At 64.5% G+C, this 18,348-nt stretch carries 14 protein-coding genes and 1 pseudogene; 10 read left to right on the forward strand and 5 right to left on the reverse strand.

Features of this window, described 5'->3' with window-relative positions; genetic code table 11:
• Window positions 1–88: 88 nt before the first annotated feature.
• The 8 genes from V7116_RS15095 (at window position 89) to V7116_RS15130 (ending at window position 10,122) form a co-directional block, all read left to right on the forward strand.
• Window positions 89–1,891, forward strand: coding sequence for an eIF2A-related protein (locus V7116_RS15095; RefSeq protein WP_324392774.1), 1,803 nt, complete (start codon window positions 89–91; stop codon window positions 1,889–1,891).
• A 342-nt stretch (window positions 1,892–2,233) separates the two neighbouring features.
• The gene (gene rsmH, locus V7116_RS15100; protein ID WP_324392775.1) at window positions 2,234–3,199 is read left to right on the forward strand and encodes a 16S rRNA (cytosine(1402)-N(4))-methyltransferase RsmH; all 966 of its coding nucleotides are present in this window, start codon (window positions 2,234–2,236) and stop codon (window positions 3,197–3,199) included.
• Window positions 3,200–3,312: 113 nt separating this feature from the next.
• The gene (locus V7116_RS15105) at window positions 3,313–3,798 is read left to right on the forward strand and encodes a hypothetical protein (RefSeq protein ID WP_324392776.1); all 486 of its coding nucleotides are present in this window, start codon (window positions 3,313–3,315) and stop codon (window positions 3,796–3,798) included.
• A gap of 54 nt (window positions 3,799–3,852) precedes the next feature.
• Entirely contained in the window at window positions 3,853–5,625 is a 1,773-nt protein-coding gene (locus tag V7116_RS15110) for a peptidoglycan D,D-transpeptidase FtsI family protein (protein ID WP_324392777.1), read from the forward strand.
• Between the two features lie 86 nt (window positions 5,626–5,711).
• Window positions 5,712–6,146, forward strand: a complete 435-nt coding sequence (locus V7116_RS15115; protein WP_324392778.1) for a response regulator — start codon at window positions 5,712–5,714, stop codon at window positions 6,144–6,146.
• Window positions 6,147–6,339: 193 nt separating this feature from the next.
• Window positions 6,340–7,356 carry a phospho-N-acetylmuramoyl-pentapeptide-transferase gene (gene mraY / locus V7116_RS15120; RefSeq protein ID WP_324392779.1) on the forward strand — a complete coding sequence of 339 codons (1,017 nt, stop codon included), beginning with the start codon at window positions 6,340–6,342 and terminating at the stop codon, window positions 7,354–7,356.
• Window positions 7,357–7,616: 260 nt separating this feature from the next.
• The gene (locus V7116_RS15125) at window positions 7,617–8,978 is read left to right on the forward strand and encodes an MFS transporter (protein WP_324392780.1); all 1,362 of its coding nucleotides are present in this window, start codon (window positions 7,617–7,619) and stop codon (window positions 8,976–8,978) included.
• A gap of 253 nt (window positions 8,979–9,231) precedes the next feature.
• Window positions 9,232–10,122 carry a serine/threonine protein kinase gene (locus tag V7116_RS15130; protein WP_324392781.1) on the forward strand — a complete coding sequence of 297 codons (891 nt, stop codon included), beginning with the start codon at window positions 9,232–9,234 and terminating at the stop codon, window positions 10,120–10,122.
• Between the two features lie 295 nt (window positions 10,123–10,417).
• Here V7116_RS15130 and V7116_RS15135 read toward each other — a convergent pair whose 3' ends face one another.
• The 3 genes from V7116_RS15135 to V7116_RS15145 all read right to left on the reverse strand — a co-directional run bounded on the left by V7116_RS15135 (window position 10,418) and on the right by V7116_RS15145 (window position 12,894).
• Window positions 10,418–11,041, reverse strand: a complete 624-nt coding sequence (locus V7116_RS15135) for a GyrI-like domain-containing protein (protein WP_324392782.1) — start codon at window positions 11,039–11,041, stop codon at window positions 10,418–10,420.
• Between the two features lie 141 nt (window positions 11,042–11,182).
• On the reverse strand, window positions 11,183–11,956 hold the full coding sequence (locus tag V7116_RS15140) for a slipin family protein (RefSeq protein ID WP_324392783.1): 774 nt from the start codon (window positions 11,954–11,956) through the stop codon (window positions 11,183–11,185).
• Between the two features lie 146 nt (window positions 11,957–12,102).
• Window positions 12,103–12,894: a DUF429 domain-containing protein gene (locus V7116_RS15145; RefSeq protein ID WP_324392784.1), complete on the reverse strand. Its 792-nt coding sequence runs from the start codon at window positions 12,892–12,894 to the stop codon at window positions 12,103–12,105.
• 218 nt (window positions 12,895–13,112) lie between these two features.
• Here V7116_RS15145 and V7116_RS15150 point away from each other — a divergent pair, with 218 nt between their 5' ends.
• Window positions 13,113–14,615, forward strand: coding sequence for a LysM peptidoglycan-binding domain-containing protein (locus V7116_RS15150; protein WP_324392785.1), 1,503 nt, complete (start codon window positions 13,113–13,115; stop codon window positions 14,613–14,615).
• Window positions 14,510–15,079 (forward strand): hypothetical protein, encoded by a 570-nt coding sequence (locus V7116_RS15155; protein ID WP_324392786.1) that lies wholly within the window; start codon window positions 14,510–14,512, stop codon window positions 15,077–15,079. The genes V7116_RS15150 and V7116_RS15155 overlap by 106 nt, the downstream gene beginning before the upstream one ends.
• A gap of 320 nt (window positions 15,080–15,399) precedes the next feature.
• On the opposite strand, the gene V7116_RS15160 is transcribed toward V7116_RS15155, so the two are convergent.
• Both V7116_RS15160 and V7116_RS15165 read right to left on the reverse strand, forming a co-directional pair.
• Window positions 15,400–16,944 carry a cellulase family glycosylhydrolase gene (locus V7116_RS15160; protein WP_324392787.1) on the reverse strand — a complete coding sequence of 515 codons (1,545 nt, stop codon included), beginning with the start codon at window positions 16,942–16,944 and terminating at the stop codon, window positions 15,400–15,402.
• 465 nt (window positions 16,945–17,409) lie between these two features.
• Window positions 17,410–18,348, reverse strand: a pseudogene (locus tag V7116_RS15165) (hypothetical protein); the annotation flags it as partial.

The following is an 18,348-nucleotide window of genomic DNA, read 5'->3' on the forward strand; positions in this document are numbered from 1 at the left end:
CCCGGCCTGGGGAGCTATTGCCGTGTTTTACCAAAGCACGCAATAATACGTCTTGTTGATGTTTAACTTGAACTTTTGAGGAGGATCCATGTTGCGCATCCGCTACGCGCGATGGGGCGTGGTGGGCCTGGCGCTCGCCTTGTTACTGGTCCCGTTCGCCGCCCTCGCCCAGTCCCCGCTGCCGAATGTGTACCAGTCGGTGGACGGCTCGCTCACTTTTAACTATCCTGAAGCATGGATCGTCCATGAATCGCCCAACGAAGGCATCACGATCGCCAGCAGCGAATCCGCCATCGAGGCGGCGCAAAACCAGCAGATGCCCGCAGGCGAGTTCGCGCTGTTGTTCGCCCCGCCCACGCAGAGCACCGAGCTGCTGCAGTTCCTGCCCGCCGATCCCAACGCGGATCTCGAAGACCTGCTCGGTGAAATCGTCGATCTGATCGAAAGCGGCGAAGTGCCGTCCTTCTCGTCGCCGACCGTGGTCAGCGTCGGCAGCTACCTCGCCGCGCGCACCACGACGCATCTCGACAACGCCGACTACACGCTCGCCATCGTGCAGGTCAACGAAAAAACCTTTTTGCTGGTGATCGCCGTCGCCGCGCCGAACGAAATGGGCGACTTCAACGACGAGTTCGCGGGTATCCTCGGCTCGATCCGCTACACGACACCCTGGCTGGCCGCTTTTCCGGGTCACGAGGAATACGTCAACAGCGTCGCGTGGAGTCCCGACGGCACGATCCTCGCCTCCGGCAGCGACGACATGACCGTGCGCCTGTGGGACGTGGCAACCGGCGAGGAAATCCGTGTCCTGCGCGGTCACGAGGATTACGTGAACGCGGTCGCCTTCAGTCCCGACGGCAGGACCATCGCCTCGGCCAGTTATGACGGCGTGGTCAAGCTGTGGAGCGCGACCTCCGGCCAGGAAATCCGGCAGATGGAGGCGAAGGGCGCCGACATCACGGATCTGGCCTTCAGCCCCAACGGTAAGATGCTGGCCGCGAGCGGGCTGGGCATCCTGCTGTGGGACGTCGCCAGCGGCGATCTGACTGCCACCTTCGAAAGCCCCGACCTCGCCGCCCCGTACGGGCTGGCGTTCAACCCCGACGGCACGATCCTGGCGGCGGGGGACGACGCGGGCGAGATCAAGCTGTGGAATGTCGCCAACGGCACGGTGATCCGCGCGCTGCAAGGGCATACCGACTACGTGCGCAGCGTGGCGTTCAGCCCCGACGGCACGCGGCTGGCCTCCGGCAGTGACGACGCCACCGTGCGCGTGTGGGACGTGACGAGCGGCATGCAAAGCCTGCTGCTGCAAGGGCACACCGATTACATCCGCAGTGTGGCGTGGAGTCCTGACGGGGCGCGGCTGGCGTCCGGCAGCGACGACACGACCGTCTGGATCTGGGATGCGACGACCGGCGCGGCTCAGGCCGTGCTGCGCGGGCACAGCGACTACGTCAACAGCGTGGCGTTCAGCCCCGACAGCCAGCGGCTCGCCTCGGCCAGCGACGACAAGCTCGTGCTGCTGTGGGACGCGACCAAAACGACCGACATCCCCGAATTCGTGCCCCCGGTCGACGAAAACGTGATCGCACTGCCCACCGAAGAACCGCCGCTCTCCGGCGACGCCGTCTTCACCGAATACGGCTGTGACGGCTGCCACGTGGTCGATTCCGACGAGATCGTAGTTGGGCCGTCGCTGGCGCACGTCGGCAGCGAAGCCGCCGCCCGCGACCCGAATCTGAACGCGGCGGATTACCTGCGCCAGTCGATCGTCGATCCGTCCGCCTACGTGGTCGAAGGCTTCGAGGATGGCATCATGCCGCCGTACGACTTCTTCACCGACGAACAGCTTCAGGCATTGATCGATTACCTCCTGACGCTGAAATAGCGCGTAGTAACGCACGTTTACAAAACAATCCGGTATCGTAGGGGCGGGGCTTGCTCCGCCCGGCTTTTGCTTGACGTGCCCCCGCGCAACATGTGTTGCGTGGGGGTGTTTCCCCTTCCCTCCGCTTGCGTGGGGGAAGGGGCCAGGGGATGGGGGGCTTCATGCAGAGTGCCGGATTTAACAGTTAAACTGCGCTGCTCCGCCCTGTTTTTGCCTGCCCTTTCCACCTTCTTCCCGCCGAATTTCAGAACCCCATACCAAAAACCCATCGTTTTTACGTGCAGATATGCCATAATGGGCGCGGCTATCCCGCCGACCGGAATTGTGTAGAGAGGACTGTCTGTGAAGCGCACCGATGCGCCCCATATCCCCGTGCTGCTGGACGCCGTGCTCGACGGCCTGCGCGTCGAGGCGCTGCCCGCCGGGTTGTTCGTGGACGGCACGCTCGGCGCGGGCGGTCACGCGGCGGCGATCTTGTCTGCCGCACCGGACGCGCGCCTGCTCGGCTTCGACCGCGATCCCGTGGCGCTGGCGCTGGCGCAGGAACGACTCGCGCCGTTAGGCCCGCGCGCCGCGATCCGGCACGCCAGTTATACCGAAATGGGCGCGCTCGTCCCCGGCTGGAGCGGCGATGAGGGCGTAGACGGCATCCTGCTCGACCTGGGCATCTCGTCCATGCAGATCGACGATCCTGAGCGCGGCTTCGCCTTCATGCAAGACGGTCCGCTGGACATGCGCTTCGATCCCGCCTCCGGCGGGACCACCGCCGCCGACATCGTGAACACCTGGGACCCCGACGAGATCGCGGACGTGCTGTTCCAGTACGGCGAGGAGCGCAACAGCCGCCGCATCGCGCGGGCGATCGAGGCGGCCCGCCCGCTGACCACCACGCGCGAGCTGGCCGAAGTGGTCGCCAGCGCGCAGCACGGCCCGCGCCAGAAGATTCACCCGGCGACGCGCACCTTCCAGGCGCTGCGCATCGCGGTCAACGACGAACTGGGCGCGGTCGAGCGCGTGCTGCCCGACGCCATCAGCCTGCTGAAGCCCGGCGGACGGCTGGCCGTGATCAGTTTTCACAGCCTGGAAGATCGCATCGTCAAGCAGACGTTCAAGCTGGAAGCGACCGACTGCATCTGCCCGCCGCAGCAGCCGGTCTGCACCTGCGACCATCACGCGCGGGTGCGTCTGGTGACGCGCAAGCCGATCGAAGCGGACGACGCCGAAATCGCGCGCAATCCGCGCAGCCGCAGCGCCCGCCTGCGCGTGGTCGAGCGCCTGGTGCCGGACGATTTTGCTTCCGAGGAATAGTGTATAATCCACCATATAGTCGGGATCGGTTTACCGGGTGTTATCATACCCCGACAATCTAGCAAGGTATTCTATTAATTCGGAATGAGACGCGGCCTGCCGCCGCAGCCCTTATGAGTCGTCAAACTCGCTCGCCGTCCTGGCTGGAACACACGCTGCAAAACCGGCCCGGGCGCAACCAGACCCAATTTGTGACCACCATCACCCTGATCGTGATCGTTGGCGTCATGATCGGTGCGCTGTATCTGATCCAGACCACCACGACCACGACCACGGCGCGCGTACTGGACCAGATGACCGATCAGCGCGACCGGCTGGAACGCGAAAACGAGCGCCTGCGGGTGGAAATTGCGAATCTCGAAAGCCTGCCGCTGCGCATGACGCGTGCCGCCGAGATGGGCTTCCGTGAAGCAAACCCCGGCGACATCCAGTACATCGTCGTGGATGGTTACCGTTACAAGCGGCCCGAGATCACGGCCACGCCAACGCCGACCCCGACGCCGGAAGTGCAGGAATATCCCGATACGTTCGAAGGCTGGCTGCAAAAGCAGTGGGATGCCTTGAAGTCCCAGTTCGATCAGTGGCGCAGCGGCGATTAACGCCCGCGCTGCCGCGTGCTGGACGAAGTGAAAATGTAAATAAGGAAGGAATCGATGCGCAGCGAATCACTCACCCGACGCCTTACCGTTTTGAGCTTCGCCCTCGTCGGAGTCAGCCTGATCCTGCTGGTGCGGCTGCTGTCCTTCCAGTTTTACATGGACCCCACCACCAAACAGGACCTGGAAAGTAACGCCCAGAGCCACTACAGCCAGACGGTCGAAGTGCAGCCCAATCGCGGCCAGATCTACGACCGCAGCATGAATCTGCTGGCCGTCAATTCCTACGAATACCGCATCGGCATCAGCCCCAACGCCATTTACGACCGCGAAGACGTCGCGCGCGAGCTGGCCCCGATCATCGACGTGCCCGAAGACGAAATCTACCGCAAGCTGCTGCCCGGCCCTGATGGCACGTTCGCCAGTTGGGTCATGTTGGCCGCGCGCGTGGACGACAACGCAGGCCAGCAGTTAATGGACCTGGACATCGACGGCGTGACCATCGACCCGCTGCCGATCCGCGTCTATCCGCAGGGCGCGCTCACCGGGCAGATCGTCGGCTTCTTCGCCGGGTCGGAATCGGCCTCGTCGGGTCAGGGGTACTGGGGCGTGGAAGGTTATTACCAGACCGTCCTGGCCGGGCAGAGCAAAAAAGTCACCAAGAGCAACATCCCGGTCGTGGATGACGTCAACGTCTCGACCCAGGTGCGCGACGGCATCGACCTCGTACTGACCATCGACCGCGACGTGCAGTATCTCGCGCAGGAAATTCTCGACAAGGCCGTGGCCGAACAGGGCGCGTCCGGCGGCACGATCCTGATCATGAACCCGCGCACGGGCGAAATTCTGGCGATCGCCAACAACGAAAACGGCATGACCTTCGATCCCTACAACACCTCGTCGGAAAACATGGACCTCGCCCGCAACCCAGCCGTTTCGGACCTGTTCGAACCGGGATCGATCTTCAAGCTCGTCACGATGTCGATCGCGCTCGAAGCCGGGACGCACGACGAAAGCTGGACCTATCACGACCCCGGCTGTTTCACCCCGGCGGGCACGCTCGTCTGTAACTGGGACAGCACCTCGCGCGGCGATCCGTCATTCGCGCAGGTCTTCATCGACTCGCTGAACACCGGCACGGCCACTATCTTCATGGAAATGGGCCGCACCAAGGTCTACCCCCTGCTGGACGCCTTCGGCATCGGCCAGGATACGGGCGTGGACATCCAGGGCGAGCAGGAAGGCTTGCTGCCGGAGCCGGGCGACTCCGACTGGAACGAATCGCAGTTCATCACCACCAGCTTCGGCCAGGGTGTTTCGATCACGCCGCTGCAAATGCTAACTGCCGCCAATGCCATCGCCAACGACGGCATGATCATGCAGCCGCACATCGTCAAGGCGCGCATCGACGGCGATCAGGTGATCGAGACGCAGCCGGTCGTGCTGCGCCGCCCCATCAGCGCCGACACCGCACACCGCGCGCGCGACATCATGGTGCAGATCGTCTCCAATCCCAGCAGCGTGGACCTGCTCGACGTGCCGGGGTATACCGTCGCGGGTAAAACGGGCACGGCGCAGATCCCGATCCCCGGCGGTTACGATCCGAGCGGCTCGATCGCGTCGTTCATCGGCTTCCTGCCTGCCGACGATCCCGTGGTGTCGATCCTGGTTAAGCTCGACCGCCCGCGCGACTACTGGGGCAGCGCGGCAGCCGCCCCCGTCTTCGAGGAACTGTCCCAGCGGCTGGTCGTGCTCATGGAGATCATGCCCGACGACGAGCGGCGCCTCATGGAAGCTGAAGGGGGAAACCCATTCGAACGCGAATATTGAGCCGTAAATTATGACGGCAATGCCACAGCAGGCTGCTCATCATCACTCTCTGTCCGGACAGTACAGTTAGCCATGGGGAAGCACGTATGACCCTGCAAAACACGTCCGAACCCGCCTCCAGCCCGCAAGAGGCATACATCCTGGTCGTCGAAGATAGTGTGCCCAATTTTGTTACCATCGCACGCCTGTTGGGACTTATGGGAGTGAACCACTGCGAGTGGAAAATAAGCGGCTGGCAGGTCGTCCAGTTCGCGCCCACCCTTCCCCAGATCGATCTGATCATCATGGACATCGACCTGCCCTACGAAGACGGCTACCAGGCGCTGCGCAAGCTGCGCAGCCACCCTCGCCTGGCGACCACGCGCGTGGTCGCCCTCACTGCCACCGCCACCCAGGAAGAAATGATTCGCGCCCGCGACGCCGGGTTCAACGGTTTTTTGAGCAAACCGCTGGACGGCGAACGCTTCCCCAGCCAGATTCGCCGCGTCCTCAACGGCGAAAACGTGTGGGAGTGGCGCTGACCCGTCCCAGTAGATCCGTCCAGCACCCCCAGCAGCTTACCACAGGCCGGGCCGCCGTCACTCGCCCGGCGCACTGCTGTTTCCGGCCTCCGAAAAATGCCCGCGCCGCCATGCCTGCCTTGACAGGCCGCACTTCCGACGTACAATCGGCTCCATTCAGCCTATCCGACGGCTCCACCAAGGTTGACGCTGCATGACTTCTGATCTGCCTTTCGCCCTGACTCTGGGGGCCATCACGTTTCTGCTGACCGCGATTTGGGGCGGTCCCTTCGTCGAGATTCTGCGGCGGCTGCGCATCGGCAAGCAGATCCGCGAGTCCCTCCCGCAGGGGCACTTCGCCAAAGTGGGCACGCCGACGATGGGCGGCATCCTGATTCTGGTGCCGGTGCTGCTCATCACCCTGATGCTGAACGTGGCGCGCCTGCTGCAAACCGACCTGACCGGGTCCAGCATCCTGATGCCGCTGGCGGTGCTGGTGGGCTTTGGCGTGCTGGGCGCGATTGACGACCTGGAAGGTGTGCGCGGCGTGCGCGTGCGCGGCGAAGGCATCCGCGCCCGGACGAAATTTTCGGCGCAGGCGGTCATGGCGTTGGCGGCGGCGCTCGTAATGTCGCTAGTCGCGGGCGGCTTCCAGAACAGCAACGGGGTTTACCTGCCGCTCTCGGCGCGCTTCGTCGAGCTGCCCGTCTGGATCTGGGTGCCCATCGCCGCGTTCATCATCGTTGCCACCAGCAACGCCGTGAACTTCACCGACGGCCTCGACGGGCTTTCGGGCGTGATCACCGCCAGCACATTCGTCGCCTACGGCGTGATCGCGCAGCTTCAGGGGCAAAGCTTCCTGGTGCAGTTCTGTTTCATCGTGGTCGGCGCGTGCTTCGGCTTCCTGTGGTACAACGCGCATCCCGCGCAGTTGTTCATGGGCGACGTCGGCTCGCTGGCGCTGGGCGCGGCGCTCGGCACGGTCGCGCTGATGACCGGCCAGTGGCTGCTGCTGCCGTTGATCGCGCTGATCCCCGTGTCCGAAGTGATCAGCGTCGTGCTGCAAGTCGGCTACTTCCGCCTGACGCACGGCGGGCGGCTGTTCCGCATCGCCCCCCTCCACCACCACTTCGAGGAAAGCGGCTGGAGCGAGACGCAGGTCGTGCAGCGCTTCTGGCTGGTGGGCATCCTGTCCGCGATGGTCGGCGTCGCCCTGGCCCTGATCAGCTAGCACGCCCTCCATTCCCGACCCGTCCCCCGCAAAGAGGACCCGAACGATGTAGGGGCGTATTGCCATACGCCCCGGCGCGCGGAGCAAGCCGCGATCCCGGCGCAAAACCCGCCCGCGCAAATCCAACTTACCGGTTGACCCTACCTGCCACGACGACTATCATTATCAAATACTCGGTCGCAACCGTGGGGTAACAGCGCCACATCCCTCGCCTGTTGAGTGACGCCTCTCCGCGACACAGGTTCCACAGAGGTCACACGTTGAAACTCAAACGCGGGAAGCTCAAACGAGGTGCCGCCCCCGGCAATACCACGATCGGCGGGCACGACCCCTACGCCGCGCTCCGCTACCGGGATTTCCAATTCCTGTTGGTAGGCCGTTTCGTCACCTCGTTGGGCGAGCAGATGGTGTCGTTCACCATCGCGTGGGAGTTGTGGCTGCGCACGCACAGCGAGTTGGCGCTCGGCCTCGTCGGGCTGGCGCAGGTCATCCCGATCGTCGTATTTTCGCTCCCGGCGGGCCACATCGCGGACCATCACAACCGCAAGCGCATCGTAATGATCGCGCAGGTGCTGCTGATGGCGTGCTCGCTGTCGCTGGCGTTCCTGTCGTCCATCGAAGGCCCGCTGATTCTCATTTACCTGAGCCTGTTCGGCATCGGCGTGGCGCGCTCGTTCTACACGCCCGCCACCTCGACCCTGCTGCCGCAGACCGTGCCACCGGAGATCTTCACCAGCGCGGCCACGTGGAGCAGCAGCGCGTGGCAGTTGGCCGCGATCATCGGCCCGGCCATCGCGGGCGTGGTCGTCGCGAGGCTGCACATCATCACGGAAATTTACGTCTTCGACGCGCTGGCGGGCCTGACGTTCCTGGTGCTGGTAACGCAGATCCGGGGGCGCGAACTGGCGCTGTCACGCACGGCGGCCACGCTCGACTCGCTGGCGGAGGGCCTGCGCTTCATCCGCGACACCAAGGTCATCCTGGCCGCGATCACGCTCGACATGTTCGCGGTGCTGTTCGGTGGCGCGGTGGCCCTGCTGCCCGTCTACGCGACCGACATTTTGAAGGTCGGCTCGGAGGGCCTGGGCGTTATGCGCGCCGCGCCGTCCATCGGCGCGCTGCTGATGGCGATCACGCTGGCGCACCTGCCGCCCTTCCAGCGCGCGGGCCGCACGCTGCTGCTGGCGGTCTTCGGCTTCGGCGTGGCGACCATCATCTTCGGCCTGTCGAAAACGTTCTGGCTATCGGTCGTGATGCTGTTCTCGCTCGGCGCGCTGGACAACATCAGCGTCGTGATCCGTGCTACCCTGATGCTCACCTACACGCCCGACGAGATGCGTGGACGCACGTCGTCCGTCAACAGCATTTTCATCAGCGCCTCGAACGAGCTGGGCTATTTTGAATCCGGCGCGACAGCGTCGATCTTCGGACCGGTGCTGGCGGTGGTGCTGGGCGGCATCGGCACGCTGATCGTGGTGCTGTCCGTTGCGACCCGGTGGCCCGCCATGCGCAACCTGACCACCCTCGACGCGCCCAAACCGGACGCGCCGGAGACGGAAGCGGAGACGCTCGTCGTGGCGATGCCGGGCGCTCTGCCCGATATCACACCCGGCGACCGCTGATCGTGTCATAAGGAACCGGGGCGGGCCACACAATCCCGCCCCGTTTTTTATCCTCCTGCCTCGCCCCTCCTGCCCCTCCATCCCGTGCCGGTGACCGTCAGGGATCGCCCAACAGCGGCCCTTTCACGGCGGGTAACCGTCTGCCAAGCGTGCACAAGCCGCAAAATTTGTACCCGGTAAAAGAATCTTGTCTGTAGTACACTGTACAGGGGACGTCGGCAGGTTCGCGCGGCAATCGCGCAGGGGCCGTATAGTGGAAGAACAACTAAGCGGGCAAATGATCGAAGGCTACCTCGTGGGGCCGAATATCGCCGCCGGGGGAATGGGTCGCATTTACCAGGCATTCGATACGAAGCGCGGGATCACCGTCGCCATCAAGATCTTGCTGCCCGAATATGCCAAAGATGAAAACTTCCAGACGCGCTTCTGGCGTGAAGCGGAGCTGATGTCCACGCTGCGCCACCCGCACATCGTGCCCGTGTACACGTATGGCGAGTGGGAGGAATACCTCTACATCGTCATGCAGTTGGTCAAAGGCCCGTCGCTCGAACATATTCTCCAGCGCCGCCAGTTTTCGCCGCTGACCGCGTGGCAGATCGTGCGCCCGGTCACCGAGGCGCTCGGCTTCGGTCACCGCTACGGCGTGCTGCACCGCGACTTGAAGACCGGCAACATCCTGATCGAGCGGCGCGGCGAAGGCAACTACGTGTTCCTGACCGATTTTGGCCTGGGCAAGCGCCCCGACTTCGATACGACGCTCACCGCGACGGGCGTTTCGGTGGGCACGCCCGAATACATGGCCCCCGAAGTGGCGATGGGCCAGCCCGCCGACCACAGCGCAGATCTGTATTCGATGGGCGTGGTGCTCTACGAGCTGCTGCTGGGCCGCCTGCCCTTCCACGACAAAAGTCCGCAGATGACCGCGCTGGCGCACGTCGATAAGCCCGTGCCGCGCCCGCGCACGATTCACCCGCGCTTTCCGCGCAGCCTGGAAGCCGTGATCCTGCGCGCGCTCGAAAAAGATCCGCGTATGCGCTTCCAGTCCGCGCTCGACATGCAGCAGGCGTACTACGACGCCGTCAAGAGTCTGGAGCCGGACGCCTGCCGCGCCTGTTACTGGGTCCCCGAGCAGTCGAACAACTGATACAGCCTACGCGCAAAAATGCGTAGGGGCGTATTGCGATACGCCCCATATACAGCAAGTTAAGCGCGACGGCCCACTCGGCCTTTCGTAGGGGCGATGCTTGCATCGCCCGTTGTCAGCAAAGCCGGGTAGGGCAAGCCCTACCCCTACGCAGATCCAGCTTGCCAACTCGTTCCATATATCCGTTCGTCGCAAAGATCGCATACAAACAAGGGGCGTATTGCGATACGCCCCTACGAAACCTCACGTTTTCGGTAACCCACACGCATCTCCGGCATATACGCCGGAGGCCTCTCTAGCCGCCCTTCGCGTACGGCTGCCTCACCACCGTGCGCAGCTTCTCCGGCACGACGCGTGAGGCGTCGTTCAGGTAGATCTCGTGGTGTTTGCCCCCAAACGTATACCCGTGATCCGCGATCCAGCCGTGCAGCCGGGCGATGTTCGCGGTTTCGTCCGCGTACGGCCCCAGGTGCAGGATCTGCACCGACGGTCCCTCGTGGTACGCCTCGAACCGCACGAGATCCAGCGCGGGCAGCGGCTTCTTGCGCCGCGTCTCTACCAGCGCCGCCTGCACGTCCTCCGGCGTGACGAACTCCGGCTGCGCGATCATCATGGTCCACAGCCATTGATCCTTGTTCCCCTGGCGGAACGCGTCCATATCGTCCGCCCACCACAGCCCTTCGAGCGGCATCACGGCGTAATCCAGCGCCGCGTCGCGGTTCTTCAGCATGAACTTGAGCGTATAGGCCGTGCTGAACAGCGCCGACACCGCGTCCGAATACGACTGCGCCGTGTTCGGATTGCCGCTGCCGTCCACCATCAGGAACGCGATCGGCGGCACATCGACGGCAGAAACGTCCCTGGCGGACGGAGCATACAGGTGTTTGAGGTCTTTCTTGAGGTCGAGTTTGGTGGTCATCGTGAGTGCTCCTCCCGGTTACGCTTTAAATTTACACCGTCCTCCAGGGGGAGAGTCAAGCGCGGCGGTCCGCCACTAAAAGCGAACCGCCGCGCGCGGGGCGAAGGGCAGGTCGTCGTGCCCTCCGGTCGTTCCAACAGGTTAGCCCTGGGTCTTCTTCTGAGAGAGGCTGTCCGACAGGCTCTTGGCGAGCGTCACGAAATCGGACGGCATCATGATGATCGTGGTCGTGTTCTGCTCCGCGCCCACTTCGGAGATCATCTGCATACGCCGCAGTTCCAGCGCCGCCGGATTCTGCGCGATCTGGCGCGACGCTTCCGACAGCTTGGCCGAGGCATCCAGCTCGGCTTCGGCCTTGATGATGCGCGCCCGCTTCTCGCGCATGGCTTCCGCTTCGCGGGCCATCGCGCGCTGCATCGACTCGGGGATCTCGACGTCCTTCATCTCGACCATCTCGACTTCGATGCCCCACGGCTCGGTAGCCTTGTCGATCAGGCTCTTGAGCGTATCGTTGATCTGGTCGCGCTCGCGCAGGACTTCATCCAACACGTGCTGGCCGATGATGTTGCGCAGCGTCGTCAGGGACACCTGATACACCGCCGAGCGGTAGTCGTTGACCGCGATCACGGCGCGCTCTGGCTCCACCACGCGGAACCACAGCACCGCGTTGACGCGAATCGTCACGCTGTCCTTGGTGATCGTTTCCTGCGGCTCGACGCCGACCGTCGTCGTGCGGATGTCGATGATCCGCGCGCGCTCGATGTTCAGCGGGATGATCCAGAACAGTCCCGGCCCGCGAATACCCTTATAGCGCCCCAGACGGAACACGACTGCCCGTTCATATTCAGCCGCGATGCGCAGTCCCGATAGGAACAGCACGAACACGACCAAAAGAAAAATCAGCACCCCCTGCATGGCCGACTCCTTCTTGCCATTTCCGGTGAGCCAACCGTGAGATACTCTTGCTCACAACGTTTCAGAGGCAAGTATAGCGCACCTCGTGCGCCAGGATCGGACACCAGCCGCCCGGCAAGCTGACACGCATCTGACAGCCTCGATCCTCACGCCCCCGCTGCCGCCGGTTCCGGCTGCGGCGACCAGTACACCATTTCCATCGGGAGCCAGTGCGCGTCGCGGATCGGCTCGCCGGGAACGGCGGTCAGCGATCCGCGTCCCAGCCGCGCCGTGACCGCCAGCGCCAGCGCGTCGAGAATATCGTCCGTGCCCGCGCCCAACCGGCCATAGCGCGACTGCGCTACGCGCAGGATCACGCGCGTCTCAGGGATAAGCGCCGCCAACACCTGCTCGCGGGTGCTCTGCCCGTCGCCCGTGCGCTTGGAGGCGGGCAGCGAGCTGCACCCATTGAGCGCCCAGAAACACAGCTCCGGGTGACTTTCGCGCATGATGGCCCGCGCGCGCGGATTGCGCCGCAGCAGCCGGTCCACCTCGCGGATCTTGGGCGCGATGCCCCACGATTGGCGCGTCAGGCCCTTGCCCATCACCGAGCGGTTGATCGCGGACGCTTCTTCATAGCTGGCCGCTTCCAGCGCGGCCCGCGAGGGCGGCGGGAATACGCTGCTGTGGTGGTGCGGGCTGAGCCGCCGCCGCGCTTCAACGTCGCACGCGCGCTGCGGCGCGTCGCCGTCCGGCAGGCCGATCGGAATATCGAGCAGAATCAGTCCCGCGCCCAGGCAGGACTGCCACAGGTCGTCAATGGTCGGGAAGAGCTGAACGTCCCAGTCGTCGTCATTCCAAAGGACGGCCAGCCATCCCCCCCGGCAGCCGTCTGCGCCAACCACAACCATGGTCTTCCTCCGCGTGCTGTCTTTACGATCTTCATCTATCATCAGCATGACACTTTTTGCTTCTGATAGCGATAGCCAAACAGTCTCATATTGGCGCGGGCGGTCAGCCAGGCGCAGGCCCGGCGTCGTTGACACGCAAAGGCCGTATGGTATAATGCGCGTCGCTCACAAGTGGAGCCCAAGAGTATTGTTTCAGACCAAACACGCCAGCGCTTCTCTTGACCTCCGCCGGGCGTGTTTTTGTTTATCGTTAGGAGGGAGTGAGCTTGATCCACTACCGGTATCGCACATCACTGCACCGCGCACTACTCGCCGGGATACTGCTCGCGGCGATCCTCACCGGGGGCGTGTTCATGCCCCATCACACCGCCCATGCCCAGGACACGACGAATCTGCTGACCAACGGCGGCCTTGAGCGGCCCTACTACGGGCAGGCATCCGCCACCCAGACCGCCCCGCAGGGCTGGACGCTGTGGGTCGGCGGGGGCAATCCCGAAGCCTTCCCGCACAATGACCCCGTTCAGGTCCTGGACGGCTCCGACTCGTGGAACATTCACCAGGGCTATACGGCCTTCATCGCCGCGGGCTACCAGCGCGTCGGCGGGCTGAGCCAGGGCGACGCGCTCGAATTCACCGCGTACGGCTGGGCCTATACCTGCAACGACACCACCAACTCGTGCGTGATCCAGGAAGCGCCCTACCGGCGCTCGGATACCGCAGCGGGCGTCTCGATGAAAGTGGGCATCGATCCCACCGGCGGAACCGATCCCTACGCGGGCACCGTGCAGTGGTCGGGCAGCGCCGCCCCCTACGACCAGTGGGCGCGCCTGAGCGTCTCTGCTGCCGCCCAGGGCGACACGGTCACCGTGTTCATGTTCGCCTCGCAGCAGGCCGGGCTGGCCCTGAACAACGTCTACTGGGACAAAGCGTCGTTGATCCGCACCAACGGCGTGACCGTCAACGCGTCCGGAACGCCTGTCGCCGCGACCGCCGTCCAGCAGCAGGTCGTCTTTACGAGCGCGCAGCCGCCCCAGACGGATGGCAGCATCATCCACACCGTGCAGCAGGGCGATACGCTTTCTGGCATCGCCTACGCCTACGCGGAATATGGCGTGACGATCCAGTCCATCGCGGATCTGGACCCGGTGATCGAGCCGAACACGCGCTTTTTGACGGTGGGACAGAAGATCATGATCCTGCCGCCCGGCTCGGTCGATCCTGAAACGGGCGATCTGCTGGCCCCCGGCCAGACGCTGCCCACCGCCGCCCCGACCGGCGCGGATACGACTCCGGTCCCCGCCGCCACCGATCCCGACGCGCAGAGCACGCGCATCCCGACGCCGACGCCCCTCAGCGCCCAGCTGCCCACCCCGACGCCTGCCCCGCAGGTGACCGCCACCCCGACCGAGATCCGGTCGATGGGCTGGCTGCGCCCGCTGCCGACCGTGCCGCCGCAGCCCATTTCGCGCGCGGAGCCGGTGCAAGAAGTCGCGCAGGCGATCACGGCGGCCGCCAGATGGCGCTGGACCTGGATGCCGCAACTGAGGAAGTGCTCGAAGTGGCCGCCGCGCCGACCGCCACCGCCACCATCCCGCTGGAGGCCGCGATCGCCACCGCCACGCCGCAGACGCCGCTCGCGTCTTCCACCCCGGCGGACGCGCTCGTGCTGCCCTCGGCCACGCCGCAGCAGGTCGCCGCGGCATCCGTCAACGACGCGACCACCGGAACCCTGTGCGTCACGATTTACGAAGACACCAACCAGAACCTGATCCGCGACGCAGACGAAGTGCCGCTGTCGCAGGGCGAGGTGAACGTCAGCGGCGAAGACGGCAGCACCGCCACGGAGCAGTATTCCGCCGCGGTCGATCCGCTGTGCCTCAATCTGCCCGCGGGCCGCTATACCATCGCGGCGACCCTGCCCGGCGGCTTCTGGCTGACCACCTCCGGCTCGGCCTCGGTTCAGCTTACGGGCGGGCGAGCCGCGTCAGTGATGTTTGGCGGCATCTCGGATCCGCAGCCGACCATCGCGCCCAAGCTCGTTTCCGACACGATCGATACCGGTGACGGCGGGGCCGCCGCGCCCGCGCTGGAGGACACCGCCGACGCGGATGGAACCAAGTCGCTGGACGACAGCATCCGCGACAACATTGGCCTGATCATGATCGGGCTGGCGGGCGTGATCGTCGTCAGCGGCGGCACGGCTTTCCTGCTCCTGCGCCGTCCCGAACGGTAGCCCGCGCCCCTTTCCGCAGCATAAAAAAACCCCGGCCCTCACTACCCTGGACCGGGGATTTTCTGTTGTGATGCGCAGACTCTTTTCACCCTGTATCGAACACGCTCGTAGGGGCAATTCATGAATTGCCCCTACCGCACCGCCCGACGCAGCACGCCAATGTCGATCGCCGTAGGGATAGGGCTTGCCCTACCCGGCTTTGCTGACAGCGGGCGGAGCAAGCCCCGCCCCTACGAAGGGGACGCTTTTTGATTTACGCCCTTCTCTTGCCTTTGTTTGAACTAACAACTACGAACTAACGACTAACAACTGCTCCCCACTCACTGCCTCGGCGAGCGCGACAGCAGCGTATACGCGAACCGCTCCGGGTCCGGCATAGTCCCCCACACCGAATAGCCCGCGCGCGGATCGCTGGCATCCACATACGCCGGATACGCGAAGTTCAGATTCCACAGCGTCATCACGCCCAGGTACGGCAGGCTCTGCCCCAGCTCGAACGCGCGCATGATGTAGTTCGCCTGCTGCTCCTCGTTGAGGTAGTTGAAGAACGGCTGCGATTCCGGCGCGACGGCGGGCGATCCGTCGCTCTTGTACAGGTTGTCGTACGTCGCCCAGCCGAACTCGGTCGCCCACATCGGGCGGGTCGTGTCGCCGTAGTTCAGCATGATGTCGTGATAGTCTTCCAGCGTATCGAGGAAGAAAAAGGTCGGGTGATCGTCGTAGCCCTGGCCCGAATTGATGCAGCAGCGCGCATCGGGCGGATTCCACGCGCCGTACGGGTGCACGCCGATGGCGATGTTCTGGTACACGTCGCTGGTCAGCCCGGCCTGGTACATCTGCCGCAAATACGTCCGGTCGTCCACCGCGTTCACGCCATCGTTGACGCCGGTCGGCGCGAGGCCCGCCGTAACTACCGTGATATTCGGGCCGTCTTCCGCCGCGCGGATCACGTTGTACGCCGCGCCGAAGTAGCGCATGTAGTCCGCGCCGCTCAGCGTGCCGCCGTGCCACTCGCGCATCAGGTTCGGCTCGTTCCAGATCTCGATCGCGGAAATGTACGACGCGCCCAGGTAGTCGGTGCGGATCTCGCCCAACATGCGCGTGATCATGCTCGACAGCGCGGACGGATCGCTCGGCGGGCCGTCTTCCTCGGTCGTGGAGCGCGCCCAGTCCGGCGCTTTGGCGATGCTCACCAGCACCTTAAAGCCGTTGTCGTGCGCCTTCTGCACGAACAGGCGATAGCGGTACATCACGTCGCTGAACTGGTTGGGCGTCGGTTCGAGGATGTCCCACGCGAACTGCAGCTTGACCCAGCGCATCCCCAGGTTTTGCGCGTGCCACAGCGCCACCTCGTAATCGTCCATCGAAATGTCGCTGTCGATCTGGATGCCCATCTGATCGATGCGCAGCGCGGGCAGCGGCGTGCCGCCCAGCGTCGCCGTCGGTTCGGGCGTCGGCGTCTCCGTTTGCGTCGGTGAAGGGGTCGGTGTGGCCGTTTCGGCAGGCGTGAGGGTGGCCGTCGGCGTCAGCGTCGGCGTGGGAGAAGGGCCGGGCGTGACGGTCAGCGTCGCGGTGGCCGTTTCGGTGGGCGTCAGCGTCGCGGGGACGGTCGGCGCGGCGGTTGTCGGCAGCGCAGTGGGATTCACGATCGGCCCGTACGAGCCGGGGGTAGGCGACGCCTGCTGCGCGACCTGCGCGCCGCTCTGTCCCTGCGCCCCAACCAGCACGTCCGACGCCTGCCGGGTATTTCCCCCGGCGGAGGTCACACCTTCGGCGGGCGATTCCGCGCCGCCACACGCCGCCACAATCAAACTGAGCGCGGCTAAGAGGACAACAATCCATACCGGGCTGATCCTGCGCACCATCTCACCTTACCCTTACACGTCCGGTCCAGATAAAAACCTGCCAGTGTAAAGGATAAGGAGGATAGCGGCAGACGGCAATAACAATTTCCGCTGATTGGCCTACGCTGTGCACCCGCACGCCAAACTCGCGGGGCGGATCGGGGCCGGATCAGCGCTCTTGATCGTCGAGACCCGGATATTAAACGGGTCAGAGGTCCACAGGCATTAAGTTAACCGCATTTCAGGGGAAAACAGACCGTCACGCTTTTCGTAGGGGCGATGCTTGCATCGCCCGTTGAGAGAAAAAACGGGTAGAGCAAGCTCTACCCCCACGGTTACCAGATTGGCGCTTTGATTTGTCGTCAGGGAAAGCGGTCCTGTTTGCTCCGTTAGCTTATGCCTATGGGTCAACAACCCGCCCCTACAAACCCCGTTGGGCGCTGCGCATCTCCGAAGGGCTGAGGGTCTTCCCCCAACGCAACCGCCCTACGGCGCGACCGTGATCTTGCCCAGTCGCAGCAGCCCATCATCGCGGTCCGGCACGCGCAGCCGCTCGAACGTCACCACGTCGTATACCGCCGCGTACAGAGTGTACGTGCCGGGATCGGGCAGCGTGAGCGTCTTCACGTCCCCGAACTGGTAATTCAGCGGCAGCGAGGTCGTCAGCAGCCGCCCGCCATGCGGCGGCGAATCGGCCTGCGCCGCGACGTTCTGCTGCTCGTCGAACGCGTACACCGCCAGCACGTACGAGCGTGTGATCGGTTTTTTGGTCGTCTGCCAGCCCATCGTCACGTCGAACGGCTGGCCCGCTGCGGCCTCCGCCGGGATATTCCAGCCCACCAGTTTCAGCACGTCGCCAAACGCGGTCGCGGGCTGGTCGCCGGGCAGACCCTCCGGCAGCGCGCTGCCGCCGTACATGATCGCGGGCTGCGCCAGCCGCAGGTAGACCGGATCGCCCTCGACGCCCACCGCCACCAGCGGTTGATCGCCCTGCCATTCCCGGTAAACGGACAGCAGCAGGTCACCGCTGACGCCGAGCGCCTCGTCGAAGCGCTTATAGGTCAGCCCCATGTGCTCGACGTAAATGCGCCCCGGCTCCCAGTCGCTCGTCAGCGTGAACGGGTAATTCACCGAGCCGATCTTGTGATCCTCGACGATGATGCGCTCCCCGTCGATCACGTACAGCAGGCCAAACGCATAGTCGATGTCCACCGGCCTGTTCAGCCGCCAGTAGAGCGTCACCACGTAGGGCGAAAACGGCGTGATGATCCCCGGACGGCTGTATTCGTCCTGAATCTCCCAGCCCACCAGCTCGATCGCCTCGTCGTACACCGCCCCGACCGCTTCGGCGCTGTCCGGCAGATGCCCCACCGTCGCCGCGCGCGGCAGGCGGCTTTCGGCCAGCGTGCCGAAGCCCAGCACCGC

Origin of the sequence: Aggregatilinea sp., assembly GCF_036822615.1 — a bacterium.
Classification (GTDB): domain Bacteria; phylum Chloroflexota; class Anaerolineae; order Aggregatilineales; family Aggregatilineaceae; genus Aggregatilinea.

What these genes read in the sequence shown, in the direction of transcription:
- V7116_RS15095 (WP_324392774.1), top strand. Translation starts at nt 89, where the DNA reads ATGTTGCGCATCCGCTACGCGCGATGGGGCGTGGTGGGCCTGGCGCTC.
- V7116_RS15105 (WP_324392776.1), top strand. Translation starts at nt 3,313, where the DNA reads ATGAGTCGTCAAACTCGCTCGCCGTCCTGGCTGGAACACACGCTGCAA.
- V7116_RS15110 (WP_324392777.1), top strand. Translation starts at nt 3,853, where the DNA reads ATGCGCAGCGAATCACTCACCCGACGCCTTACCGTTTTGAGCTTCGCC.
- V7116_RS15115 (WP_324392778.1), top strand. Translation starts at nt 5,712, where the DNA reads ATGACCCTGCAAAACACGTCCGAACCCGCCTCCAGCCCGCAAGAGGCA.
- mraY (WP_324392779.1), top strand. Translation starts at nt 6,340, where the DNA reads ATGACTTCTGATCTGCCTTTCGCCCTGACTCTGGGGGCCATCACGTTT.
- V7116_RS15135 (WP_324392782.1), bottom strand. Translation starts at nt 11,041, where the DNA reads ATGACCACCAAACTCGACCTCAAGAAAGACCTCAAACACCTGTATGCT.
- V7116_RS15140 (WP_324392783.1), bottom strand. Translation starts at nt 11,956, where the DNA reads ATGCAGGGGGTGCTGATTTTTCTTTTGGTCGTGTTCGTGCTGTTCCTA.
- V7116_RS15145 (WP_324392784.1), bottom strand. Translation starts at nt 12,894, where the DNA reads ATGCTGATGATAGATGAAGATCGTAAAGACAGCACGCGGAGGAAGACC.
- V7116_RS15160 (WP_324392787.1), bottom strand. Translation starts at nt 16,944, where the DNA reads ATGGTGCGCAGGATCAGCCCGGTATGGATTGTTGTCCTCTTAGCCGCG.